This window comes from Oceanitalea stevensii (assembly GCF_014837105.1).
In the GTDB taxonomy this organism is placed as follows: domain Bacteria; phylum Actinomycetota; class Actinomycetes; order Actinomycetales; family Actinomycetaceae; genus Oceanitalea; species Oceanitalea stevensii.
Genome location: NZ_JACSPO010000005.1, coordinates 189,425 through 214,425 on the forward strand (window position 1 = coordinate 189,425; position 25,001 = coordinate 214,425).

Below are 25,001 nucleotides of genomic sequence, written 5' to 3' on the forward strand. Positions count from 1 at the left end.
CTGGCACCCTCCAGCACCTACCGTCCGCGCGACTGCAGTGCTAGACATAGACGTGACGCAGGTCACAAACTGTGTCCTGTGCGTGACATCGGGGGGTACTCCAGCATGCGCACGTTCACCTATCGCCGAGCGGTTCCGGTCGGAGCCCTGGCACTCGCGCTCATCGCAGGGATGAGCGTCGCACCACAGGGAGCTCGAGACGCGGCGGCACAGACCGACCTGCCGTGGATGGACACCTCCCTGTCGCCCGAGGAGCGGGCAGATCTCCTGATCGACGCCATGACCCTGGACCAGAAGATTCAGCAGATCTCCAACGAACCTGTCTACAACGAGGACCTGGACGTCGACGGCGATCCGGACACCGACGACCGCACCCGGTGGGACTGCGACTTCACCCCGGTCGGTCGCCACATCGAGGGGATCCCGGAGCTCGGCATCCCCGACTTCCGCCAGGCCAACGGCGGCACGGGAATCCGAGGGGGCGACTGCGTCCCCGAACCCGTCGCCACAGCCCTGCCCGCCCAGGTCGCCTCCGCGGCAACCTTCAACTCCGACATCGCCTACGAGTGGGGCGAGCTCCTCGACGTCGAGCTCCGGTCGTGGGCGCACCATGCCCTGTGGGGCCCGGGGATGAACCTCATCCGCACCCCGTACGGCGGCCGCAACAACGAGTACTTCAGTGAGGACCCGTACCTCACCGGTGTGATGGCCTCCGAGATCATCAGGGGCGTCCAGGCCCGGGGAGTGAGCCACGCGACGGCGAAGCACTTCGCGGCCAACGAGTCGGAGTACCAGTTCGAACGGTGGACCTCCGCCAACCGCGTGCCGTCGCGGGCGATGCACGAGCTCTACCTGCTGCCCTTCGAGATGGCGGTCAAGGACGCTGACGTCGCCTCGATCATGTGCGCCTACCCGCACGTCAACCACAGCTACAACTGCGACAGCATCCCGCTCCTGCAGGACACGCTGCGCGACCGGTGGGGCTTCGACGGCTACGTCTACTCCGACCGGCGCGCGCAGCAGAGCACCGTCGCCTCGGTCCTCGCCGGCGTGAACGTCGAGCTCGATGAGACCGCCGAGTGGTACACCCCCGAGCTCATCAAGGCCGCCATCGCGGACGGCGAGATCACGGAGGAGCACATCGACGGGCTCCTGCGGGAGCGGTACATCGTGATGTTCGAGTACGGCGACTTCGAGGACCCGCACACCGAGTTCCTCTGGGACGAGCTCGACCCGCTCATCGAACGGGGCGGTGAGCACGCCGAGCTGGCCAAGCAGGCGGCCGCGGAGAGCCTCGTGCTCCTGCGCAACGACGAGGACGTGCTCCCCCTCGACGCCGACGCGATCGACTCGATCGCGCTGATCGGCGCGGAGTGGTTCGCCGGTGAGGCGACCCTTCCGCCTCGCAGCGGCAACCGCGAGGAGAACATCTCGGTCATCGAGCCCTACCAGGTGACTCCTGAGGAGGGCCTTGAGGAGGTGCTCGAGGACCTCGACTCCGACGCGACGGTGACCTACAACAGCGGTGACTCCACCGCGGAGGCCGTGGAGCTCGTCGAGGACTCCGACGTCACGATCCTCATGATCGGCGACGTCGCCCGCGAGACCTGGGACAAGAACAGCAACTGGCGCGAGGAGAACCCGGGCGGCGGCACCAACGGTGCGGAGAACGAGATCCCGGACATCGACCTCCCGTCGGTCGAGGGGACCAACCAGGTGCTGCTCATCGAGCGGGTGCTGGACGCCGACCCCGACACCATCGTCGTCGCCAAGACACAGGGGCAGGTCAACATGCCTCGCCTGGAGGACATGCACACGCTGGTGCAGGCCTGGTACCCGGGCCAGGAGGACGGCGCGGTCGTCGCCGAGGCGCTCTTCGGCGTCACCAACTTCTCGGGCAAGCTGCCGGTGACCATCGGGTCCACCGACCGCGAGGCGGCCTTCGCCACCGAGCTGCAGTACCCGGGCCGGCTCGAGGACACCGGAGTTCCCGGTGGCATCGGTCGTGACCCGCTGTGCAACGACGAGGACGAGACCCCGCCCTGTGAGGAGTCCGGACCGGCACCGCAACGCGTGGTGCGGTACCTGGAGAACCTCGAGATGGGGTACCGCTGGTACCAGGCCAACGACCTCGAGCCGGAGTTCCCCTTCGGCTTCGGCCTGTCGTACACGACCTTCGAGTACTCCGACCTCAGCGTCACGACGTCGCAGACCGGCGGGTCCCACTCGTTGCACATCGACTTCACGGTGACCAACACCGGCGACGTCGCGGGCGCCGAGGCCGCGCAGGTCTACCTCACGCTGCCGGCCGAGGCCGAGGAGCCGCCCAAGCGGCTCGTCGGCTTCGACAAGCCCTACCTGGAGCCGGGCGAGAGCGAGCGGGTCTCGGTCGTCCTCGACGAGTCGGCCTCCAACCACCCGCTGTCCTACTTCGCCCCGGACCACCCGAACGACCTCGCCAGGTGGGCCGAGGGTGACTGGGTCACCCCGGAGGGCACGTTCACGGTCCACGCGGGCTCGTCCTCGGCGGACACCCCGCTGACCCAGGACGTCGTGCTCGAGGCCGAGGAGCCGCCGGCCCAGCGCTACGGCTTCTTCCTCTCGAACGACTGGACCGGTACGGCGCACTACGCGTTCCAGTACGGCCGGTGGACCGACGAGGTGCTGATCGGTGACTGGAACGGTGACGGGACGGACTCGATCACCGTGCGCCGCGGCGCGGACTACTTCGTCAGCAACGCCCCGCGGGGCGGGGACGCCGATCGGGTGTTCCGCTACGGCAGGCCCGACGACGTCGTCCTGGTCGGTGACTGGGACGGCAACGGCGTCGACACGCTCGCGGTACGCCGCGGCAAGACCTACCACGTGAAGAACTCCCTGCGCGGTGGTGACGCCGATGCTGTGATCCAGTACGGGCGGACCAACGATGCCGTCGTGGTCGGCGACTGGGACGGCAACGGCACCGACACCTTCGCGGTCCGCCGCGGCGCGACCTACTACGTGAAGAACTCTCTCCGCGGCGGCGCCGCCGACCGGGTGTTCGTCTACGGCCGGGCCGACGACATCACGTGGGCCGGCGACTGGGACGGCGACGGACGGGACACCTTCGCGATCCAGCGAGGCCGCGTGTTCCACGTCAACAACTCGCTGTCCGGCGGTCCGGCGGACTTCGCGATCACCTACGGCCGCGTCGGCGACGAGGTCCTCGTGGGTGACTGGAACGGCGACGGGAGGGACAGCCTGGGCGTGCGCCGGGCGCCCGCGGTCGACTGACCACCTCGGGTCTCGGGACAACGAGAACGGCCCCAGCAGGCTCTCGCCGTGCTGGGGCCGTTCTGTTCGCTGTCTCAAACGAAGTGCGCCCGGAGGGACTCGAACCCCCAACCTTCTGATCCGTAGTCAGATGCTCTATCCATTGAGCTACGGGCGCATCAACCCCGGAGGGCCGAGAACGAGCATAGCCGTCCTACGCCGCCGGTGAAAATCCCAGACCCCCTCCAGAGGCCGTGACTTTTACCACGCACCCCCGTCCCCCTCGCGTCCCCCCTTCGCCGACAGCTGGATCCCGCACCGGGCAGGATCCAGCTGTCGGCGCATGGGGTGGGTGGTCAGCCCGCCTTGGTGAGGGCGGTGACGTCCTTGGTCGAGCCGGCGGCGGCCGGGGCCTCGCCGCGGGGGCGGCGGACACCGATGGTGTCGCTGCCGTTGCCGTCCCAGTCGCCCACGTGCACCTCGTCGCCCTCACGACCGAAGGTGACGACCGTGTCCGCGTCCCCGCCGCGCAGGGCGTTGTTCACGTGGTACGTCCGGCCGCGCTGCACGGCGAAGCTGTCACGCCCGTCGCCGTCCCAGTCGCCGGCAAGCACGACGTCGTCCGCCTTGCCGTAGGGGAAGACCACGTCCGCCGGTCCACCGGTCAGGGAGTTGCGCACGTGGTAGACCTGCCCGCGCCGCACCGCGAAGGTGTCTCCGCCGGCACCGTTCCAGCTGCCCACGAGCACCTCGTCGTCGGCGCGGCCGTAGCGGAAGACGGTGTCGGCATCGCCGGGGTTGAGGGAGTTCTTCACGTGGTACTCCGCCCCGCGGCGCACGGCGAAGGTGTCGGTCCCGTCGCCGTCCCAGTCGCCGACGAGGACGGTGTCGCCCTCGCGGCCGTAGCGGAAGACGTCGTCCGGAGCGCCACCGGCGACGCCGTTGGCCACGTGGAACTCGTTCCCGCGGCGGACCGCAACCGTGTCACGGCCGTCCGCGTCCCAGTCACCGATGTACACCTCGTCGGCCCACCGGCCGTACATGAAGTGGACGTCCGTGGACCCGCGCCACGTGTTGGAGAGGTGGAACTCCGCCGTCCGGCGGTCCACCGGCTCGGGCTCGGGCTCGGGCTCCGGCTCCGGCTCGGGCTCGGGCTCCGGCTCGTCGGTCTCCGCCGGCAGGACGAGCGGCAGCGAGGTGACGACGTTGCCGTCGTCGTCGGCCACGCGCGCGAACCACAGCTGGTCGACGTCGGTGGCCGCGAGCGGCACCGTGACGGCCTCACCCGGCGCCGCGGAGGCGGACACGACCTCCGTCGACGGCGCGGTGACCGCGAAGGCGGTCGGGCGCAGCGTCGTCGAGCGCACGAGGTCGATCTCGACGACGAGCTCCTCGTCCGTCGCGTCGTAGCGCGCGTTCTCCCCGCGGAACGCGGGCTCGTCGTAGCGCCACGCCTCGAAGGTCTCGAGCGTCGGGGAGTAGGCGTTGACGGCCATGAGCCCGGCGTCGAGGTCGAGCTGGAGGAGCCGCTGGAAACCGGTGTCGCGGTCGAGCATGTCCTCGCGGGTGACGGTCGGGTCCTCTGCCTGGGTGGAGCGGTAGCCCTGGTAGTCGGCGAGCATCTCGACGACGGTCCGCCCGGTGGCGCCGACGTTGCTCACGGCGACGACGTCGGGCGAGACCTCCGTCGCGTCGGTCTGCTCCCCGGTCACCGGGTCCCCGTACATGGTGGAGACGCCGTGGTAGTGACCGCCGAGGACGAGGAAGACGTTGTCGTTGGGCGCGACGACCGTCTCCCAGACGTCGTTGCCGGTGGCCGTGTAGCGGTTGTCGATGTCCTCGCGCTCACCGCTCGTGTGCAGGTAGGAGTGCACGCCGAGGACCACGCTGTGGTCCGGGTGCGCGGCCGCCTGCTCGGAGGCCCAGGCGAGCTGCTCGTCCGACGGGCGGTACGGGAGGCTGATGGAGAGGAAGTCCGTGCCGCCGGCGGAGAAGTAGTCGGTGTGCGCGGAGTTGTCCTCCGGCGCCCACGGCTCGCCGTACCAGGGCTCGTCCTCGTACATGCTCACCGGGAAGTAGTCGTTGTACTTGTCGTTGTTGTGGCCCCACATGTTGTCGTGGTTGCCCGGCAGCACGCCGTTGGGGATCTGGGCGTCGTTGAGCAGGCTCATGATGTCCTGCGCGGCCTGGAACTCGCGGTCGGCCCGCTCCTCGGCGTTGTTGCCATTGATCCAGTTCTCGATGATGTCGCCGGTGAGGGTGTTGTAGCCGATGTGGCGGGCGTCGGCGTTGGCGACCACCCACGTGACCATCTGGCGGAAGACGTCCCGGAAGCCCTCGGCGAGGAACTGGGTGTCGGTCATGTGGTTGATGGCGACGTCGTAGCTGCCCGGGTCGGCGAAGGCGTTGTCCTGGACGCCCACCTCGTCGAGCAGGCCACCGCTGGTGCGGGGTCCGTCGATCACCATGACGTGGGCGACGCCGTCGACGACCGCCGACGCCGGCACCTCGCCGACGAGCGTGAGGGCACCGTCGGCCGACGGGACGGCCGTCTCAAGCGGTTGCCACGCGCCGTCGGCCCAGAGCAGGAGCTGGAGCTCGTTGCGCGGGGTCGCCGTGCCTGTCCAGACGACCTCGACGGGCCCGTCGGTGGGGACCTCGAAGCGCTGGAAGGGGAAGCCGTCCGTACCGGTCACCTCGCCGGGCTCCTCGACGAGCTCCTCGCCGTCGACCTCGAGGGTCGCGGGCACGGCGTCGGGGCTCGCGCCCTGACGGACGACGACGTCGGCGGAGTCGCGCAGGTCGGCCACGCGGGCGGTGACCTCGAGGGACGTGCCGCCCTCGTCCGCCGTCGTCACGGTGGTGGCGCCGTCGTCGGCGGTGGAGACGGACGGGGTGCCGGGGACGTGGTTGGTCTCCACGCTCACGGGGTCGAGCTCGCCGGGCAGCGGCTCGGTGGGGTCGACGTACTCGGCGTCACGCAGCTCGCCGGGGGTGCGCTCGGCGGTGACGACGAAGTCGAGCTCGTTGTCACCGGTCGCCTGGGCGCGGGTGTAGCTCTCGCCGAGGTCGTCCTTCGTCCAGTTCCGGGTCTCCTCACCGAGGCCGCAGGGGGTGTACCTGTCGACGGTGACGTCGTAGGAGGCAACGGCGTCGACGAGGGTGCCCTCGGCGTCGGTGATGTACATGCCGTAGCCGTCGGTCTGGTTGAGGCCGGTGGCGTAGACGCCGTCGGCGATGTCGCGCAGCGCGGCGGGGGCGCCGGTGGGGACACCGACGTAGGTCTCCCCGGGCTGCAGGGTGACGCCGAGGTCGGCGATCTGGACGTCGGCGCCGATGCCGGGCTGGCCGGTCCCGTAGCAGCGGTAGGCGCTCCAGCCGGACAGGTCGACGGGCTCGCTGCCGTAGTTGCCGAGCTCGAAGAACTCGTCGTTCCCGCCCGCGGGGCCGCCGGCCGCGATCTCGCTGAGCCGCACGTCCCGGAGGCCCGCGAAGGTGGGCGCGGGGGCGTAGTCGGTCGTGGGGTCGTCAACACCGGGGGTGCGGGTGGCGGTGACGACGAAGTCGGTGAGGTTGTCGCCGGTGTCGGCGACGCGCTGGTAGGTGGTGCCGTCGAAGTGGTTGAGCTTCTGGTCGACCGGCGAGCCCGCGGTGCAGGGGCTGTTGCGGTTGTCGTAGACACCGACGCGGTCGACGATCTCGTCCTCGCCCGTGAGGAGCATGACGCCGAAGTCGCGCCAGTGCATCGAGGTGCCGTAGGTGACGTCGGCGTCGGCCGCGTACGTGCCGCCGTCGCGCGCCGCGAGGTAGCTGTCGCCGGGCTCGACGACCGACCCCTCGGGCAGCGCGCCGATCTGGAGGTACTGGGTGCCGTTCTCGCCGCAGCGGAAGAGCTGGTAGCCGCTCATGTCGACCGGCTCGTCGCCGTAGTTGGTGATCTCGACGTACTGGTCGGTGGTGCTCTGCGCGCCGCTGCTGTTGAGCTCGGAGAAGCGCAGCCCGTTGTCCACGGTGGCGACGTCCTGCTCGGTGACGTTGGGGGCGCCCACGGTGCGCGGCGCGACGACCCAGTCCCGCTCGATGTCGCCGGTGCTGCCCACGCGCTGGTGGGACTCGTCGAGGCGGTGCTGGAGGCCGCGCTGCAGCCACTGGTTCTCGACGTCGCAGTCGGTGGCGACGTCCTCGTGGTAGAAGCCGATAGCGTCCACGCGCTGGCCGCTGGCGTCCTCGATGAAGGCGCCGAAACCGAACTCGTGCAGGCTCGTGCCGTAGAAGGAGTCGGCCTCGTAGCCGGAGCCCTCCCGCGCCGTCGTGTACTGGTCCCCCGGCTCGAGGACGGTGCCGTCGGCCACGACCGCCTGCGGTCCGTACCCGCCGCCGGTCTGGCCGCAGCGGAAGACCTTCCACCCGGAGATGTCGACCGGGGTGGAGCTGTAGTTGGTGAGCTCGATGAAGTTCTTCGTCGAGTCGCGGTTGGCCTGCGTGGTGGCGCCGGCGCCACCGTTGGCGACCTCGCTGATGAGCACGGGCGAGCCCGGCTCGATGTCGTAGCGCATGGGAAGCAGCGCGGCTGCCGGGAGCGCGGCCCCCAGCGTCACCGCCCCCGCGGCACCCGCCGCGAGCAGCGCGCGGCCGGCACGGGAGAGCCGGTCATGTCGACGGAGCATGACGTCCTTTCGGTCGTGAGCAGGGCAGGCGTGTACCTGCCGAGCGTCATGCTTGCGGGGCAAGACGACCGAAAAGTGGACCCTGTGTGACCGGTGGATGAACGCCTAGCGTTCGGCGAGGTCCTTCTTGAGCGTGGTCCAACGCTCGCGCGCGGCTTCGGCGTGAGAGGCGAGGAGTTCCGTTCGCGGCATCCGATCGCTCGGAACCTGGAGCCTTTGTCCGTTGAGCGGCTCGAGTGAGGGGTACCTGTCGAGCAGCGCTGGCGCGACGTGCGCCCGCGCATCGTCAGGGTCGACGAGCAGGAGCATCGAGTCGAAGAGTCTATGGACGTCCTTCCGGAGCAGAAGGCCACCTCGCTCCTCGTGGACGGGCCGGGCGGCGTACGAGTAGAGGTGGGCAGCGTCGAGCACCTCCCGGGGCTGCCGCCCGGTCACCGCGCACACTTCGCCGAAGCGGTCGAGCAGCTTGCCGCGAAACTCGTCCTGGAAGCGGCGCACCCTCACGCGCGTCTCGCGCAGCCCGCCCTGCCGGACCCATTCACCCGGGTCTTCGAACTCGACCACTAGGTCGGTAGGGACGCCCTGGTGGATGTCGATGTAGGAACGCGCAGCCGTCGGATCGAGCCGGCGAATCGCGTTCTGCTGATCCTTCATCGCGAACACGGGCCGGAGGTCCCGCACAGGTACCGGCGCGCCGAACTCGATCCAATTGTCTCCGTAGTAGGCGGAGAACTCTGTCACGTCGATCTCGACAGCAACGAGGACGTTCGACTCGTGTCCGCACCGGCCACACCGGAATCGCGGGGTCAGCGTCTTTCGTTCGATCCACTTCGACGTGGAGCCGCAGCGTTCGCACGCACGCGCTTCCTTGATGCCAGGCCTGGACACCACGGCAGACACGACACCCCAGCCATAGACGAGGTGCTGGTCGCGCATGACGAGAACGTCGCCCTGGCGGATCTGGCGTGAGTTCGGCACACGAGAATCGAAGTCATACCGCTCGCCGATGACGTCGCCGTAGATGTTCGCGAACGGGTCACTGAACTGCCGGGTGAAGCAACTCCAGAATGTCGCCACACCCGCTGGCTCCGGTGGCGACATTCGCATGTGCAGAGCTCACCACAGTCATGCCAGTCAGAACAAGGACATCAGTTTGGCCGACAGGACAGCATGTCGCCCGTCCCGCAACGCACGAAGGGCCCGCAGCCGGCGAGATTCGCGGCGGGGCCCTTCGGACACGAGCGGAGACGGTGGGATTTGAACCCACGGACGGGTTGCCCCGTCACGGCCTTAGCAGGGCCGCGCACTAGACCTGACTATGCGACGTCTCCAAGGGTCATGCGCCACCCAAGATACCCGGAGACGCGCGCGCGTCCAAAGCGCGTCGTCGTCAGCGGTCGAAGGCCCAGTTCTTGTCGGTCAGCATGCGGGCTACGGCGAGCCCCACGCCCAGCCCCATGACGACGAACGTCGCCTCCACGCCGTTGCCCAGCGCCTGCGCCACCTCACCCTCGTTGAGGTGCACGAGGGACCGGTAGATCATCACGCCCGGCACCATGATGACGACGGCGGGGACCGAGAGCGTCACCCGCGAGGCCCGCCCGCGGGAGGCGGCGAGCGCCGCGAGCAGCCCGATGACGCATGCCGCCGCCAGCGACGCCGCCTGCGGCGCGACCCCTGCCTCGACGAGGTAGATCCGCGCCGGGTTGGCGATCCCGCCGATGACCGCCGCGACGCACGCGGCGCGCGGGGTGGAGTTGAAGAGCATGGCGAAGCCCGCAGCCGCGACGGCACTGGCCACCACCCGCAGCGCGAGGAGGAGCGGGCCGGCGAGCGCCGTCGTCGTCGTCCCGTCGAGCTCGAGCGCGGCCACCCACGACACCGCCCACACGCTCATCCCGGCCGACAGGAGCGTGACGGTGACGTACGCGAGCCGCGCGACGCCGGCGGACAGGTCCATGCGGACGAGGTCGAGCACGCCGGTGACGAGCGGGAAGCCGGGAACGAGGTAGAGGACCGCGGAGATGAGGCCGGCCTCGTGCGAGGCGTCGGCGACGCCGAGCTCCTCGAGCCCGAGGACGATCCCCACGTACACGCTGCTCGACAGCGCCGCCGCGAGCGCCGTCATCGCGAACTTGTTGAGGCGCGCGTGCTGCATCCGCCGGCGCACCGTCTGGCCCAGTCCCGCGGCCACGAGCACGGCGGCGCAGACGATGGGCCCGCCGTTGTTGAGGAAGGCGAAGGCCGCGCACGCCAGCGCTACGGCGAGCGCGTTGAGGACGGCGCCGTAGCGCGGGGGCGTGCGCTCGGCCCGTTCCAGGGCCTCCTCGAGCTCGGTCACGGGCTGGCCGGGGCGCAGGCGCTCGACGACGCCGGCGAGCGCGTCGATCCGGTCGGCGTTGACGCCCACCTCACGCTGCTCGACGACCTCGGTGCGCACCTGCTCGCCGTCGCGCGCGGTGGTGGTGATCTCGGTGAGCGTCACCTGCGCGCGGTGGTGGTGCAGGCCGAGGGCGGTGGCCGCCCGCCGCATCGAGTCCTTGACCCGGTAGGAGCCGGCGCCTGCGGCGAGCAGCATCGACCCGAGCCGGAGGACGGCAGCCGACCTGCGCTCGAGGGAGTGTTCGGGAGCGTCCTGCACCGGACCATCATGCCGGGCGACGACGACGGCGCCACGGGTCGTCCGCCCCACGGCCGGCGGGCCGCGTGCGAGACTTCCGTCATGCGACGCAACAGCCTCCTGACGATCCTTCTCGTCATCGCCGCCGTCGTGCTGGCGTGGTGGCTGGTGGGCGTCCTGTTCAGCGCGGTGTGGTTCCTCGTGCGGCTCGTCGTCGTGCTCGTCGTCGCCCTCGTCCTCTACCTCGCGCTGCGCTCCTGGTTGACCACCGACAGACGCTGACCCTCCGGGTGCGACCCTCCGGCCCCGCTGAGACGCTGGAGGGCATGAGGCGATCCGTGCGCGTGACCGCAATTGCCGCCCTGACGGCGGGCTTCGTCGTCGGCTGCACGAGTGCTGACGACCCGCCTGCGGACGAGGGCACGACGAGCGACGGCATCGTCACCGACCGTGAGCCCGACAACCCCGAGTTCTCCCCCGGTGAGGAGGAGTCGCCCGAACCCGTCCCCGGCGAGGACGGCGCTGCCAATGCGCTGAGCACCGCCGCCGAGGAGCTCGGGGGGCAGGCCTTCAGCGTGGACCGCAGCGACGACGACGGCGAGGAGCTGTGGCAGGTGTCGGTCGCCGTCGGGGACGAGGAGGTCGAGGTGCACGTGTCCGTCGACGGCAACGAGATCGTCCACGAGGGCGAGCGTGAGCCGCTCGAGGACGAGGACCGCCGCCGGCTGGAGGAGGCGTCGATCTCCGCCGCGGAGGCCGCGACCACCGCCGCCACCGAGATGAGCGCGGCCGTCGAGGAGGTCGACCTCAACGAGCACCTCGGGACCGTCGTGTGGGACGTCGAGCTCCTGTCGACCGACGGCGCGATGACCGAGGTGCGCGTCGACGCGACGACGGGCGAGGTTCTCTGACCGCCTGACGTTGCGTCGCATTTTCGGCTCCGAGGAGGGGCGCCAGAAAGGGCGACCGGATCGGAAAGTGCGCGGCAAGCGGGGTGCTGGCGGAGGGCAAGGGATTCGAACCCTTGGTGGGTTGCCCCACAACGGTTTTCAAGACCGTCACATTCGGCCGCTCTGTCAGCCCTCCCTGCCGCAGGCCTCTCGGCGCCACGGCGCGACCAGTCTACGCAGCGCGTGAGACCGGATTGCGGTAGGCAAGAGGCATGCGCGCCATCACCGTCTCCGCCGACTCCCGTCTCGAGCTCACCGAGGTGCCCGACCCCTCACCGGGCCACGGCGAGGTCGTTCTCGACGTCGCTGCTGCCGGGCTAAACCGTGCCGACGTGCTCCAGCGGGCCGGCCACTACCCACCGCCGCCCGGGGCCAGCGACATCATCGGGCTCGAGGTCTCCGGGACCGTGGGGGAGCTCGGTGAGGGCGTGGCCGGGTGGCAGGTGGGCGACCGTGTCTGCGCGCTTCTCGCCGGAGGCGGGTACGCCGAGCGGGTGGCCGTGCCGGCCGGGCAGCTGCTGCCGGTGCCCGCGGGCACGGACCTCGTCGACGCCGCCGCCCTGCCCGAGGCCGTGTGCACGGCCTGGTGGAACCTCGTGGACGTCGGTGGCCTGCGCGCCGGCCAGACGGTCCTCATCCACGGCGGCTCCGGCGGGGTGGGCTCCGCGGCCATCCAGCTCAGCCGCGCCCTCGGTGCGCGCGTCCTCACAACGGCGGGCGGCCCGGACCGGGCCGCGCGGTGCGAGGAGCTGGGCGCCGACGTCGCCATCGACTACCACGGCGACGTCCCCGCCGCGGTGGAGGAGGCCACCGGCGGCACGGGCGCCGACGTCATCCTCGACGTCCTCGGCGCGGGCGGGCTTGCCGACAACGTCGCCATGCTCGCCACCGGTGGGCGCCTCGTGGTGATCGGCACGCAGCGCGGCACCCGCGGCGAGGTCGACCTCATGGCGCTCATGCGCAAGCGCGCGAGCGTCCACGGCACCACCCTGCGTGCCCGGCCGCTCGGGGAGAAGGCCGCGATCGTCACGGCGGTCCGCGAGCGGGTGTGGCCGATGCTCGAGGACGGCCGGCTCCGCGCCGTCGTCCACGAGCGGTTGCCGCTCGCGGAGGCGGAGCGGGCGCACGAGCTGCTCGACTCGGGTGAGGTCTTCGGCAAGCTCCTGCTCGTCACCGGCACCTGACGGGGCGGAATCCAGCTGTCGGCGCGAGTGGGGGGCGCCGCCGTCGGAACAACTCAGCTGTCGGCGCGAGTGTGGGGCGCCGTCGTCGGGAACAACTCAGCTGTCGGCGCGAGTGGGGGGGCGCCGCCGTCGGGAACAACTCAGCTGTCGGCGGGGTGGGGGTCCCCGCCGACAGCTGAGGTGTTGCGGCTAGCCCTTGACGGAGCCTGCGAGCAGGCCGCGGACGAAGTACTTCTGCAGCGCCAGGAACACGACGATTGGCACGATGATCGAGACGAAGGCGCCCGCGGTGAGCAAGTGCCAGTCCTGACCGCGCGAGCCGGCCATCTCTGCGAGCCGCGCCGTGAGCGGCTGGACCGCGTTGTTGCCGCCGGTGAAGGTGAGGCCGACGAGGAGGTCGTTCCACACCCACAGGAACTGGAAGATCGCGAAGCTCGCGATCGCCGGCACGAGCAGCGGAAGCATCACCCGGAGGAACACCGTCACGTGACCGGCGCCGTCCACCCGCGCCGCCTCGATGAGCTCGCGCGGGATCTCTGACATGAAGTTGTGGAGCAGGAAGGTCGCCAGCGGCATCGCGAAGCACGCGTGGGCGAACCACACGGCGAGATACGGGAACATCTCCCCGACCGCCGAGCCGGAGAAGATCCGCAGCAGCGGGATGAGCGCCATCTGCAGCGGAACGATCTGCAGCGCGAAGACCGCGATGAAGACCGTGTCCCGGCCCTTCCACTGCAGCACGGAAAACGCGTAGGCCGCCATCGTCGCGACGACGAGCGGGATGACCGTCGACGGCACCGTGATGACGATCGAGTTGACGAAGAACCCGGACAGCGCGCCGGAGGACGCGCGCCCGAAGAGCACCTCCTGGTAGTTCTCCAGCGTGAAGGTCGGGTTGGTGAAGAAGGTCCACCAGCCCGAGGTGCGGATCTCCGACTCCGGACGCACCGAGCTGAGGAGCATCCCGATGATCGGGACGGTCCACAGCAGCGCGATGACGATGGCGACGACGGAGCCCACCCGGGAGGTGAGCATCGCCTTGGCCCGGCCGGACGCCGTCGTCGGACCCATCGGGTCCGGCAACGAGCGTGAACGTCCGGGCTCGGTGATGGCTGGGTTGGCAGGTGCGACGCTCATGCTCCCCGTACCTCCCGGTTCTTGATCATCTGGCGGACGTTGAACACGACGATCGGGATGACGAGGACGAAGATGACGACGGCAAGCGCCGAGCCCGTCCCCGCGTTGCCGAAGGTGAAGGACTGGTCGTACATCATGTTCGCCAGCACCTGGGTGTCGAAGCGCGCGCCCGTCATGGTGCGCGGGATGTCGAAGATCTTCAGCGTGGCGATCGTGATCGTCGTGACGACGACGACGAGCGTGGGCCGCACGCTCGGCACCGTGATGCTGCGGAACATCTGCCAGGCGCTCACGCCGTCCAGCCGCGCCGCCTCGACGATGTCGGCCGGAATCGCCTTGATGGCCGCCGAGAGGAGGACCATCGCGAAACCGGCCTGGATCCAGATCATCACCGCGATGAGGAAGAACGTGTTCCACGGCGAGTCCTGGAGGAAGCGCAGCGGCTCGAAGCCGAGCCCCACGATGATCGCGTTGAGCAGACCGATCTGCTCCTGAGCGGCACCGCGGTACTCGTAGACGAACTTCCAGATGATGCCGGCGCCCACGAAGGAGATGGCCATCGGCATGAACAGCAGCGTCTTGGCGACCTTCTCGAAGCGGGACTGGTCGATGATGATCGCGTAGAGCAGCCCGACCCCGGTGGCGACGGTCGGCACGAGCACGACCCACCAGAAGGTGTTGATGAACGCCTGCAGCGAGTCGGGGTTGGTGAAGACCCACTCGTAGTTGGCGAAACCGACCGCCGTCGAGCTCGTGCGGTCCATGAAGGACATGATCGTCGTGCGGATGGCCGGGTAGATGAGCCCGACGCCGAGCAGCAGCAGGGCAGGGCCGCCGAAGAACAGCACCATCCACAGCGTCCGCGTGCGGCCGGCGACCCGGTCCGCGACGCGGGCGAGCAGGAGGATGACGGCAATGACGGCGAGGAAGGCGACGACGGCCAGGATCATCTGACCGAACTTGGAGTAGAGGAAGAAGTCCATGGTGATCAGCTCCCGTCAACGACCGGGGCGGGGACCCGGCAGCGCCGTGCCCCCGCCCCCCTGTCGTCTCGTCAGCCGGCCGGCCAGGCGGCCTCGATACCGTCGAGCACCGACTGGGTGTCGCTGCCGTTGATCCAGTCGACCATCCCGGTCCAGAATGCACCGGCGCCGACCTCGGACGGCATGAGGTCCGAGGCGTCGAAGCGGGCCACCGAGTTGGGGTCCTGGAGGATCTCGATCGACTGGCGCAGCACGTCGGAGGACGCGACGGCCGGGTCGACGCCGAGGTTCGCGCTGATGACACCACCGATCTCGACGCGGGTGTTGGCCCACGTGTCGGACGCGAGGAAGGCCTGCGTGGCCTGCGTGGCCTCGCGGTCGTTGAACGCGGCGACGAACTCACCGGCGACGAGGACGGGGGTCTCGCTCTCCTCGATGCTCGGCAGGTAGAAGGCGAAGACGTCACCGTTCTCGCTCACGTCCGTGCCCTCGGGCCACTGAGCCTCGTAGAAGTTCGCCTGGCGGTGCAGGAAGCAGTTGCCTTCGATGATCGGCAGGCCGCCGTCGTTGAACGAGGTCGTCGCGATGGAGCGGGAGTCGCCGATGCCGCCGTTGACGTAGTTGTCGTCCTTGAGGATCGCGCCGGCCAGGTCGACCGCCTCGACGATCTCCGGGTCGTTGAAGGGGATCTCGTGGTTGACCCACTGGTCGTAGACCTCGCCGCCGCCGGTGCGCAGGACCATGTCCTCGATCCAGTCGGTGGCCGGCCAGCCGGTCGCGCCGCCGGACTCGATGCCCGCGCACCACGGCTTGACGGTGTCCGAGCCGTGGTCGGTGGCGATCTGCTCGGTGAGGGCCATGAGCTCGTCCCAGGTGGTGGGAACCTCGTAGCCGTTCTCCTCGAACGCCGTCGGGGAGTACCAGACGAAGGACTTGACGTTGGACATCAGGGGCGCGGCGTAGAACTCACCGTCGACGGTCCCGTAGGTCTTCCAGTCCTCGGTCCACCCCTCGTCCACCTTGGCCTCGACGGCGTCCGGTGCCGGCTTCACGTGACCGTCGGCGACCATGCGCTGGAGAAGACCGGGCTGCGGGATCGCCGCGAGGTCCGGGGCGTTGCCACCCTCGGCCTGGACGACGAGCTGCTGCTCGAACTCACCCGAGCCGTTGTGGGTGACCTCGATGCCGGTGCACTCGGTGAACTGCTCGAACGAGTCCTGCAGCTGGTCGGCCTCGACCTCACGGATCGAGGTGAAGAAGGTGACCGTCTCACCCTCGAAAGTGCCGTACTCCTCGAAGTCGGCGCAGTCGGCCTCGGTGGTCGCGTCGTCGTCCCCACCGCCGCCCCCGCCGCCGCCCCCGCCGCCGAGGTCGTCAGCGCCGCCACAGGCGGCCAGGACAAGCGCCAGCGCTGCGGCCCCAGCCGCGAGCGATCCGGCACGTCGCTGCTTACGAATCCTCATTGATCTCCTCCACACCATCGTTGGACTGGCGCACATACGTGCGCGCCTCCAATCAAGCGCGGATGACGCGTTCCTGCAAGGATTTCAGACCCGGGGAGTGGTCACGATCTGGTCACGCAGGCAGGAGCGCGGACAGCACGGGCACGACGCCGTCGTCCTCGACCGGTGCCGTGACGAGGTCGGCGGCCGCACGGGTCACCTCGTCCGCCCCGCCCATCGCCACACCGAGCCCCGCCCAGCGGAGCATCTCGATGTCGTTGCGCCCGTCACCCACCGCGACCGTGGCGCCCGGTGCGACGCCGAGGCGCTCGCGGAGCATGTCGAGGGCGGAGGCCTTGGTGACGCCGTCGGGGGCGAGGTCGAGCCAGGCGGTCCACCCGACGGCGTAGGAGACGCCGTGCAGACCCACGCGCTCGACGAGCGCGTGGAAGTCCGCGGCCGACAGGTGCGGCGCACGGAGCGTCACGCGGCTGGCGGGAGCGGCGCACAGCTCCTCGAAGTCGACGACCGTCATCTCCCCGCTCAGCTCCCCCATGGGGAACGGCGCGGTCACCTTGAAGCCGCGGCCGAGGTCCTCGACGGCGAAGAGGCCGTCCGGCAGCTCCTCGCGCAGCAGCCGCAGGGCCGGCTCGGGGTCGAAGGTGACGACGTCGCTGATCTCGTACCCGTTCTCGAGCGTCGGGTCCAGGCGCAGGCAGACGGCACCGTTGGAGCACACCGCCCAGCCATCGCGGAGCTCCAGCTCCTCGAGGATGGGCACGACGGCGGAGACAGAGCGGCCCGTCGAGAGGACCACGCGGGCCCCGGCGTCCCGGAGCCGGCCGACGGTCTGGCGCACCGCCGTCGTCATCCGCTCCTCGTGGTCGATGAGCGTGCCGTCGATGTCGAGCGCGACGAGGAGCCCCGGCCCGGCCTCCGGGACGGAGGCCGGCAGGTGGTCGCGGACGGCGTCGACGGTCAGCGTCATCGCGCGGCCACCGGCTCGAGGACCTCCAGGCCGCCGAGGTAGGGCTGCAGACCGGCCGGGACGCGGACGGAGCCGCCCGGGAGCTGGTGGTTCTCGAGGATCGCCACGAGCCAGCGGGTGGTGGCGAGGGTGCCGTTGAGGGTGGCGACCGGCTCGGTGCCCTTCGCGCCGCGGTGGCGGATGCCGAGGCGGCGGGCCTGGAACGTCGTGCAGTTCGAGGTGGAGGTGACCTCCATGTAGCGCTCCTGGCTGGGCAGCCAGGCCTCGCAGTCGAACTTCCGGGCGGCGGAGGAGCCGAGGTCACCGGCGGCGACGTCGATGACGCGGTAGGGCAGCTCGACCTTGGCGAGCATCTCCTCCTCCCAGGCGAGCAGGCGGGCGTGCTCGTCCTGGGCGTCGTCGGCGGTCGTGTAGCTGAACATCTCCACCTTGTTGAACTGGTGGACGCGGATGATGCCGCGGGTGTCCTTGCCGTAGGAGCCGGCCTCGCGCCGGTAGCAGGTGGACCAGCCGGCGTAGCGCATCGGGCCGCCGGACAGGTCGAGGATCTCGTCGGCGTGGTAGCCCGCGAGCGCCACCTCGGAGGTGCCGGTGAGGTAGAGGTCGTCGGCCGGCAGTTGGTAGACCTCGTCGGCGTGCTCGCCGAGGAAGCCGGTCCCGCTCATCACCTGCGGGGAGACGAGCGTGGGCGTGATCATCGGGGTGAAGCCGGCGGCGATCGCCTGGTCCATCGCGGCGTTGAGCAGCGCGAGCTCGAGGCGGGCGCCGATGCCGGTGAGGTAGTAGAAGCGGGCGCCGGAGACCTTCGCGCCGCGCTTGACGTCGATCGCGGCCAGGCCCTCGCCGAGCTCGAGGTGGTCGCGGACCTGCTCGAGCTCGCGGCGCTCCCCCTCGGTGCGGAGCACGACGAAGTCGTCCTCCCCGCCCGGGGGGACGCCGTCGACGACGACGTTGGACAGCTGGTAGGTGATCGTCGAGGCCTCCTCGGCGGCGGCCGCGGCGTCCCGCTCGGCGACCTTGACCCGCTCGGCGAGCTCCTTGGCGCGGGCGAGGGCGGCGGGGCGCTCGTCCGGGGTGGCCTTGCCGACCGAGCGGCTGACCTCCTTCTGCTCCGAGCGCAGCTCCTCGAAGGTGGTGAGCGCGGAGCGGCGGCGCTCGTCGGCCTCGAGGGCCCGGTCGACCAGGCCCGGGTCCTCGCCACGGGCCCGCTGGCTGGCACGGACGACGTCGGGCTGCTCGCGCATGGCTCTGAGATCGATCACGTGCCGAGCCTATCCGGGGAGGCTGCCCGCCTCACACGCGGGCGGACGGCGGTGGCACTAGGGTCTGGCTCGTGAGACTCCGCCGCGCCCTGGCCCGCGCCTACTGGCGCCTGAGCCGCTGGTCCCCGGACCCGACCCAGCCGCCCGCCGAGGGCCGCGGGATCCTCCTCGGCGCCCCGCACACGTCCAACTGGGACTTCGTCCTCATGCTCGCCCTCTCGTGGCAGTGGGGCGTCAACGTGCGTTGGCTCGGCAAGAACAGCCTGTTCAAGCGGCCCTTCGGACCGCTCATGCGGGCGCTGGGCGGTATCCCGGTGCAGCGCGAGGACCCGAGCGGGCTCGTGGACGAGCTCGTCGCGCAGGTGCGCACCGGGCCGACCTACCTCGTCATCACCCCCGAGGGCTCCCGCTCGGCCACGCCGTACTGGAAGTCCGGCTTCTACCGGATCGCCCGGGCCACGGGCATGACGGTCACCCTCGGGTACGTCGACCGCCGCTCCATGACCGCCGGCCTCGGCCCGACGCTCACGATGACCGGCGACGTCCGCGCCGACATGGACAAGGTCCGCGCCTTCTACGCCGGCAAGGTCGGCGTGCGCGGCGGCCCCGAGCGCGTCCCGCGCCTCCACGCCGAGGAGGAGTAGCCCCTGGGCTCAGCACCGCCCGCTCCGGGCACACGGGGCACGGTCGCCCACTACCGCCGACAGCTGACTTGTTACTCGCCGCACCGGCGGCCGCGGACACCTCTCACGGGGTGCGCACGATGAGCCCACCCGGCTCGACCCGGGCGTGGACGACGGTGGCCTCGCCGAGGAGGTCGCCGTCGACCTGGACGGACTCCGGCTCCTCGGTGCGGATCGTCAGGGTCTGCGCCCGCCGGAAGTCGATGCTGCCGGTGCTGTAGGGCAGCGGGTCGCGCCGCACTCCCATCCCCTGGAGCACGACCTTGCGCAGCAGGTCGGCCCAGCCGATGATCCCGCCGCGGGTGTCGATGGCCGCGACGTCGAGCCAGCCGTCGTCGAGCTGCGCGTCCGGGAAGAGGACGACGCCGCCCGGCAGCCGCCCGCAGTTGGCGATGAGCACGGTGCGCGCCTGGAAGCTGGCGGTCTGCGAGGACTCGCCCAGCTCCAGGGTGGCGTGCATCTTCCGGCCGAGCAGGTGCTTGACGCCGCCCACGAAGTAGGCAATCCAGCCGATCCGCGCCTTCAGCTCGTCATCAGCACCGCCGACCATCGCGGCGTCGAAGCCCATCCCGCCGATGACGAGGAAGACGTGCTCCTTCTCGAGCTCGGCACCGGGCACCTCGCCAGCCTTGACCTCCGGCGCCGTGCTGTCGTCCGAGGGCGTGGGCGCGACCTCGGTGCGGCCGGGCTCGCCGCGGTAGACGTCGTCCTCCGGCCGGGTGGCCGCGGGCGGCTTCTCCAGGCGGAGCCAGCCGAGGTCCATCGACCGGTTGCGCCCCGTCAGCGCCGCGACCGCCATGTCCCGGTGGCCGCTGAGCGGGAGGTCGAGGTTGCGGGCGAGGAGGTTGCCGGTACCCATGGGCAGGATGCCCATCGGGGTGCCCGTTCCGGCCAGGCCCTCGGCCACGGCGCGGACAGTCCCGTCGCCGCCGGCCGCGATGACGACGGATGCGCCCTGCTCGAGTGCGGTGCGGACCTGCCCTCCGCCCGGGTCCTCGACGGTCGTCTCCAGCCACAGCGGCTCAGGCAGCCCCGACTCGGCCGCGACCTCGGCGACGAGGGCGCGCAGCCGATCACCGTCGGCACCCTTGGAGGGGTTGAAGACGACGGCGGGTGGACCGGTCGGCGTCTCGGGCTCCGGCGCCGGGGGGTCGTCGTGCGCGAAGGACGGGGTGCGGCGCTGCAGCGCGCGCCACACGGCGAGCCCCACGACGAGGCCGGCGACGGCGACGACGAGTGCGATGACGGCGACCCACTGCTCCCAGCCCACGTGCCGACGGTAGTGGTCAGCCCGACCCACCGCGCCCCGGCCGGGAGTGATCCGGCACTCCCGTCCCGCCTCGCCCCACCTCGTGCACTGTCGCCCGCTGCCACCGACGGTCGGACTCCTCCGGCGGGACGCCGCCCCTCCCCCGCCGACGGTCGGACTCCTTCGGCGGGGCGCCGCCCCTCCCCCGCCGACAGCCGGATTTCTCGGGCGAAGCGCCGCCCCTCCCCCGCCGACAGCCGGATTTCTCGGGCGGAGCGTCGCGCTCCCGTCCGGAGAATCCGGCTCTCGGCGATGCGGGGGTCACACGCGGGGGTTACACGCGGGGGTTACACCTGGCCGGTGCGGATGCGCTCGACCCAGGCGCGGGCGGCGACGAAGTCGGCGTCGTGGGTGCCGGGCGCCACGTTCGGGGCCACCCGGTCCCACCGCGGGTAGGAGCCCATGAAGCGGACGAACGGGCACACCCGGTGCAGGCCGATGAGCGCGGCCGCGACCCGCTCCTCGGCGACGTGCCCCTCGAGGTCCATCGAGAAGGAGTACCGGCCCAGGGAGTCCCCGATCGGCCGCGACTCGATGCGGGAGAGGTTGACCCCCCGCACCGCGAACTGCTCGAGCATGTCGAGGAGCGCGCCGGCCTCGTTGTCGGGCAGGTGGGCCATGAGCGTCGTCTTGTCCGCGCCCGTCGGCTCGGGCAGCGCGCCGGGACGGGAGACGACGACGAAGCGCGTCACCGCGTGCGGGTTGTCCGCCACGCCCTCGGCGAGCGCCTCCAGGCCGTAGCGCTCGGCCGACAGCGCCGAGCACAGCGCGGCGTCGAAGCCCGCCTCGCGTCCCCTGTCGGCGAGGAGTGCGGCGGCCGCGGCGGTGGACGTCGCCGGGACGTGGACCGCGCCGTCGAGCTCGCGGCCCACCCAGCCGCGGCACTGCGCCCACGCGTGCGGGTGGGTCGAGACCCGGCGCACCTGGTCCAGCGTCGTGCCGGGCAGGACGGCGAGGACGAAGGCGACCGGGACGACGACCTCCCCCACGATGACGAGCGGCTCCGGCGAGGACGCGAGCGTGTCGAGGGTGACGTTGACCCCGCCCTCGACGGAGTTCTCCATCGGGACGACGGCGAAGTCGGCGCGGCCGCCGCGCACGGCGTCCAGCGCGGAGACGACGTCGGTGGAGGGGTCGGTGCGCACGTGCTCGGTGCCGACGAAGGCCCGCAGCGCCGCCTCGGTGAAGGTCCCCTCGGGACCGAGGTAGGTGTAGCGGGCCAGCTGCTGCTCGGACATCGGCTCTCCTCTGCGTCGGTGCACGCCGTGCGCACCCAGCGCAGCCTAGCCAGCCAGCGGTCGACGTCGGGGCCGCCACGTAGGCTGCCCCGGTGAGGCGTCGTCGGAACACCGTCACGCGCGCGGGCCTGGTCCTGCTCGCGGTGGCACTCATCGCTGCCCTCGTCCTGCCCGTCGCCGGCACCGCGTTCGGCGCCACGGAGGACGGCGACGACGCCGCCCCGGCCCCGTCGGCCGGCGCGCCCGTCGTCCTCCTCGGCACGGGCGGGCTGCGCTGGGAGGACCTGTCCGCCCTCGCCACGCCGCAGCTGTGGGCGCTCGCGGAGGACGGCGGCGTCGCGAACTCGGTGGTCCGCTCCGTGCGCTCGAGCACCTGTCCCGCCGACGGCTGGCTCGCCGTCTCCGCCGGTCGCCGCGCCGCGGACCTGCCCGCCGCCACCAGCGGCGTCTGCCGCCGCCTCGAGGACGCCGCCGACGGCGTTGTCCCGGGCTGGCCCGACTACCTCAGCGCCGCCGCGGACGCCTCCTACGACGCCCGCCCCGGCACCCTGGGTGATCTCCTCTCCGGCGCCGGCGTGGCCGCGGCGGCGGTCGGGCCGGGCGCCGCGATCGCGCTCGCGAACCCGGACGGCGCCGTCGTCGGTGAGTACGCACCGCGCCCGGAGGACCCGGCGCAGCTCGGCGGGCTCCTCGAGCAGCTCGCCCCCGAGGCGGGGCTGCTCGTCGTCGACCTCGGTGCCGTCCGCGACCGCGACCACCCGCTCCTGCCGGCGACGGACCGGCGCTTCTCCGGCCCCGAGGACGACGCGCCGGAGAAGGCGACGAGCGACTGGCCGCTGGCCGGGCTGGACCGGACCGAGCAGGTGGCCGTCGTCGAGGCGCGTGCCGCGGCCGTCGTGGACGCCCTGCCTGCCGGCGCCACCGTCCTGCTCGCCTCGCTCGCGGACTCCGGCACCACGCCGGTCATGCAGGTGACCGCGCTCGCCGCGCAGGACGAGCCGGCCGGGATGCTCGAGAGCCGCTCCACCCGCCAGCCGGGGATGATCCAGTCCACCGACCTCCTGCCCACGCTTCTCGACCGCCTCGCGATCGACGCGCCCGCGGGCCTGGCCGGTGCGCCGGTCCGGGTCGTCCTGGGCGAGGGCTCCGGCGCCGGACGCATCGCCACGCTCATCGACGAGAACCGGCACGCGATGGCCGTCCGACCGCTGACCGCGCCCTTCTTCTCCGGGCTCGTGCTCGTCAACCTCGGGCTCTACGCGCTCGTCACCGTGGGGCTCAACCGCGGCGTCCTCGACCGCGTGAGCCGCTGGCTGGGCCGGCGCCGCTCGAGCGGGTGGGCCGGGATCGGCCGCGCCGCGCGGGCCGTCGACCCGGACACCGCGCTGCGGGCGCTGCGCGGGGCCGCCGTCACCGTCGCCGCCGTGCCCGTCGCCAGCTACCTCGCCAACCTCCTGCCGTGGTGGCGCACCGGCTCGCCCGGGCTCGTCGTCTACACCGCCACGCTCGCCATCGCGGCGCTCATCGCCGGGCTCGCCCTGGCCCGGCCCTGGCGCCGCCGCCTCCTCGCCCCCGTGGGGATCGTCGCCGGCATCACCGCCCTCGTCCTGGCCGTCGACGTCATCACCGGCGCCCGGCTGCAGCTCGCCGCGCTCATGGGTGTCCAGCCGCAGGTGGGCGGGCGCTTCTACGGCATCAACAACTCCTCCTTCGCCCTGTGGGCCACGAGCACGGTGCTCACCGCGGCCTGCCTCGCCGAGCCGCTCGTGCGTCGTGGGCGACGGCGGGCGGCGGCGCTCGTCGTCGCCGTCGTCGGGCTCGTGGCGACGGGCCTCAACGGGGCCCCGGGCATCGGCGCGGACTTCGGCGGCCCTCCGGCGCTGCTGCCGGCCTTCATGATCCTCGCGCTGCTCGCCCTGGGGGTGCGGCTGACGTGGCGGCGGGTGCTGCTCGTCCTCGGCGTCGCCGCCGTCGTCGCCCTGTCCTTCTCGATCGTCGACTGGCTGCGCCCGCCCGCCGAGCGCAGCCACCTGGGCCGCTTCGTCGAGACCGTGCTCGACGGCGGACTCCTCGACGTCGTCCTGCGCAAACTCGGGCAGAACCTCGCCAACCTCTTCGGCTCCACCCTCACCTTCCTCGCCGCGGGCGGGATCGCGCTCGTCATCCTCGTCCTCACCCAGCCGCTGCGCCGCGCCGCGCGCCGGGGCGACCACGCCGCCTACGGGTGGCTCGCGGAGGGCTCCTCGCTGCGGCGGCTCGAGGCGGACGCGCGGATGCTGCGCCCGGCGCTCGTGGCCGTCGCGATCGCGCTGGGCATCGGCTTCGCGGTCAACGACTCCGGCATCGTCATCCCCGCGATCGGCATCTCGGTCGCGGTCCCGCTCCTCATCGGGGTGGTCGCGAGCTGGCTGCTGCGGCTGCGGGCGGCCAGGCCGGCTCAGCCGGTGGCGACGGCGCGGTAGGGCCGGCCGGGCTCCTGCTGCGTGGGGCGGTCGCCGAGCTGGCGAGCGCCCACCCGCACGCCGCGGGCGCGGCGCACAGCCGCGGCGAGCATGACGTCGCGGTACTGGGCGGCGCGGTGGAGCTGGCCGCCGAGGTCGTTGCTGCTCGCGCGGTGCCGCAGGTCGCAGGGCACCTCGACGAGCGTGAAGCCCTTGACGAGCAGGTCGATCGTCATGCCGGTCTCCACGCCCCACCCGCCGGCCAGCGGCACGGCCGCCTCGAAGGCCTCGCGGGTGAGGCAGCGCTGGCCGGACAGCGGCTGGGTGGGCAGCCACCCCGTCGCGCCGGCGATGGCGCGCCGCGCCTTGCCGACGACGATCCCCCGCCCGCCCGCACCCGGCTGGGGCGGCAGGACGGCGATGGCGCAGTCGGCGCTGCCGGAGAGCACGGCGTCCACGAGCGGGGCCACGCCGACGGCCGTCTCGCCCAGGTCCGCGTCGATGAACAGGAGGAGCCGCCGCGGACCGTCCGGGGCGTCCCGCATCGCGACGACGGACGCGCCGGTCTCCATCGCCGAGGCCTTGCCACGGTTGACGGAGTGGCGCACGACGACGGCGCCCGCGGCCCGGGCGATGTGCTGGGTCTCGTCGCTGGAGCCGTCGTCGACGACGACGACGAGGTCGACGTGCGGGATGGCACGCGCGGCCCTCACGGTCGCCGCGATCCGCGCGCTCTCGTCCTTGGCCGGGATCACGACGGCGACCCGCTGGGGGCTCGGGCGCCGGTTCACCCCTCGAGCGTAGTCGCGGTCAGGGCCTTCGTGCAGGTTCACGGCACAGGGCCG

At 71.7% G+C, this 25,001-nt stretch carries 17 protein-coding genes and 3 tRNA genes; 6 read left to right on the plus strand and 14 right to left on the minus strand.

Annotated features, from left to right (window positions below):
• The first annotated feature begins 228 nt into the window (after nt 1–228).
• Nucleotides 229–3,273: a beta-glucosidase family protein gene (locus H9624_RS10955; RefSeq protein WP_251839924.1), complete on the plus strand. Its 3,045-nt coding sequence runs from the start codon at nt 229–231 to the stop codon at nt 3,271–3,273.
• Between the two features lie 84 nt (nt 3,274–3,357).
• Here H9624_RS10955 and H9624_RS10960 read toward each other — a convergent pair.
• The 5 genes from H9624_RS10960 to H9624_RS16925 form a co-directional block, all read right to left on the minus strand.
• Nucleotides 3,358–3,430 (minus strand) — tRNA-Arg (locus H9624_RS10960).
• A 178-nt stretch (nt 3,431–3,608) separates the two neighbouring features.
• On the minus strand, nt 3,609–7,919 hold the full coding sequence (locus tag H9624_RS10965; RefSeq protein WP_251839925.1) for a lamin tail domain-containing metallophosphoesterase family protein: 4,311 nt from the start codon (nt 7,917–7,919) through the stop codon (nt 3,609–3,611).
• A 105-nt stretch (nt 7,920–8,024) separates the two neighbouring features.
• Nucleotides 8,025–8,996, minus strand: a complete 972-nt coding sequence (locus H9624_RS16920; RefSeq protein ID WP_251839926.1) for an HNH endonuclease — start codon at nt 8,994–8,996, stop codon at nt 8,025–8,027.
• A 165-nt stretch (nt 8,997–9,161) separates the two neighbouring features.
• A tRNA-Ser gene (locus H9624_RS10975) sits at nt 9,162–9,250 on the minus strand.
• Nucleotides 9,251–9,309: 59 nt separating this feature from the next.
• On the minus strand, nt 9,310–10,560 hold the full coding sequence (locus H9624_RS16925) for a threonine/serine exporter family protein (RefSeq protein WP_251839927.1): 1,251 nt from the start codon (nt 10,558–10,560) through the stop codon (nt 9,310–9,312).
• An 81-nt stretch (nt 10,561–10,641) separates the two neighbouring features.
• Here H9624_RS16925 and H9624_RS10985 point away from each other — a divergent pair, with 81 nt between their 5' ends.
• Complete coding sequence (locus H9624_RS10985; protein ID WP_251839928.1) at nt 10,642–10,821, plus strand: hypothetical protein; 180 nt, start codon at nt 10,642–10,644, stop codon at nt 10,819–10,821.
• 44 nt (nt 10,822–10,865) lie between these two features.
• Nucleotides 10,866–11,450, plus strand: coding sequence for a PepSY domain-containing protein (locus tag H9624_RS10990; protein WP_251839929.1), 585 nt, complete (start codon nt 10,866–10,868; stop codon nt 11,448–11,450).
• An 87-nt stretch (nt 11,451–11,537) separates the two neighbouring features.
• On the opposite strand, the gene H9624_RS10995 is transcribed toward H9624_RS10990, so the two are convergent.
• Nucleotides 11,538–11,625, minus strand: a tRNA-Ser gene (locus H9624_RS10995).
• Nucleotides 11,626–11,701: 76 nt separating this feature from the next.
• On the opposite strand from H9624_RS10995, the gene H9624_RS11000 reads away from it, so the two are divergent.
• Nucleotides 11,702–12,673 (plus strand): NAD(P)H-quinone oxidoreductase, encoded by a 972-nt coding sequence (locus H9624_RS11000; RefSeq protein WP_251839930.1) that lies wholly within the window; start codon nt 11,702–11,704, stop codon nt 12,671–12,673.
• 189 nt (nt 12,674–12,862) lie between these two features.
• Here the strand turns inward: H9624_RS11000 and H9624_RS11005 are convergent, their stop codons facing one another.
• From H9624_RS11005 to serS, 5 genes are all read right to left on the minus strand, one after another.
• A complete protein-coding gene (locus H9624_RS11005; protein ID WP_251839964.1) occupies nt 12,863–13,744 on the minus strand; it encodes a carbohydrate ABC transporter permease in 882 nt (293 codons plus the stop codon).
• A 62-nt stretch (nt 13,745–13,806) separates the two neighbouring features.
• The gene (locus H9624_RS11010; protein ID WP_251839931.1) at nt 13,807–14,793 is read right to left on the minus strand and encodes a carbohydrate ABC transporter permease; all 987 of its coding nucleotides are present in this window, start codon (nt 14,791–14,793) and stop codon (nt 13,807–13,809) included.
• 71 nt (nt 14,794–14,864) lie between these two features.
• Nucleotides 14,865–16,256 carry an ABC transporter substrate-binding protein gene (locus H9624_RS11015; protein ID WP_251839932.1) on the minus strand — a complete coding sequence of 464 codons (1,392 nt, stop codon included), beginning with the start codon at nt 16,254–16,256 and terminating at the stop codon, nt 14,865–14,867.
• A 112-nt stretch (nt 16,257–16,368) separates the two neighbouring features.
• A complete protein-coding gene (locus tag H9624_RS11020; RefSeq protein ID WP_251839933.1) occupies nt 16,369–17,223 on the minus strand; it encodes an HAD family hydrolase in 855 nt (284 codons plus the stop codon).
• Nucleotides 17,220–18,485, minus strand: a complete 1,266-nt coding sequence (gene serS / locus H9624_RS11025) for a serine--tRNA ligase (protein WP_251839934.1) — start codon at nt 18,483–18,485, stop codon at nt 17,220–17,222. The genes H9624_RS11020 and serS overlap by 4 nt, the downstream gene beginning before the upstream one ends.
• 71 nt (nt 18,486–18,556) lie before the next feature.
• Between serS and H9624_RS11030 the strand changes: the two genes are divergently transcribed.
• On the plus strand, nt 18,557–19,129 hold the full coding sequence (locus H9624_RS11030) for a 1-acyl-sn-glycerol-3-phosphate acyltransferase (protein ID WP_251839935.1): 573 nt from the start codon (nt 18,557–18,559) through the stop codon (nt 19,127–19,129).
• Nucleotides 19,130–19,232: 103 nt separating this feature from the next.
• Here the strand turns inward: H9624_RS11030 and H9624_RS11035 are convergent, their stop codons facing one another.
• Together H9624_RS11035 and pheA are read right to left on the minus strand one after the other, a co-directional pair.
• Complete coding sequence (locus H9624_RS11035; RefSeq protein WP_251839936.1) at nt 19,233–20,438, minus strand: diacylglycerol/lipid kinase family protein; 1,206 nt, start codon at nt 20,436–20,438, stop codon at nt 19,233–19,235.
• Nucleotides 20,439–20,764: 326 nt separating this feature from the next.
• Nucleotides 20,765–21,715, minus strand: a complete 951-nt coding sequence (gene pheA / locus H9624_RS11040) for a prephenate dehydratase (RefSeq protein WP_251839937.1) — start codon at nt 21,713–21,715, stop codon at nt 20,765–20,767.
• A gap of 92 nt (nt 21,716–21,807) precedes the next feature.
• On the opposite strand from pheA, the gene H9624_RS11045 reads away from it, so the two are divergent.
• Entirely contained in the window at nt 21,808–24,177 is a 2,370-nt protein-coding gene (locus H9624_RS11045) for a hypothetical protein (RefSeq protein ID WP_251839938.1), read from the plus strand.
• Here H9624_RS11045 and H9624_RS11050 read toward each other — a convergent pair.
• Nucleotides 24,153–24,947: a glycosyltransferase family 2 protein gene (locus H9624_RS11050; protein WP_251839939.1), complete on the minus strand. Its 795-nt coding sequence runs from the start codon at nt 24,945–24,947 to the stop codon at nt 24,153–24,155. The two genes, H9624_RS11045 and H9624_RS11050, sit on opposite strands and share 25 nt — an antisense overlap.
• Nucleotides 24,948–25,001: the final 54 nt, after the last annotated feature.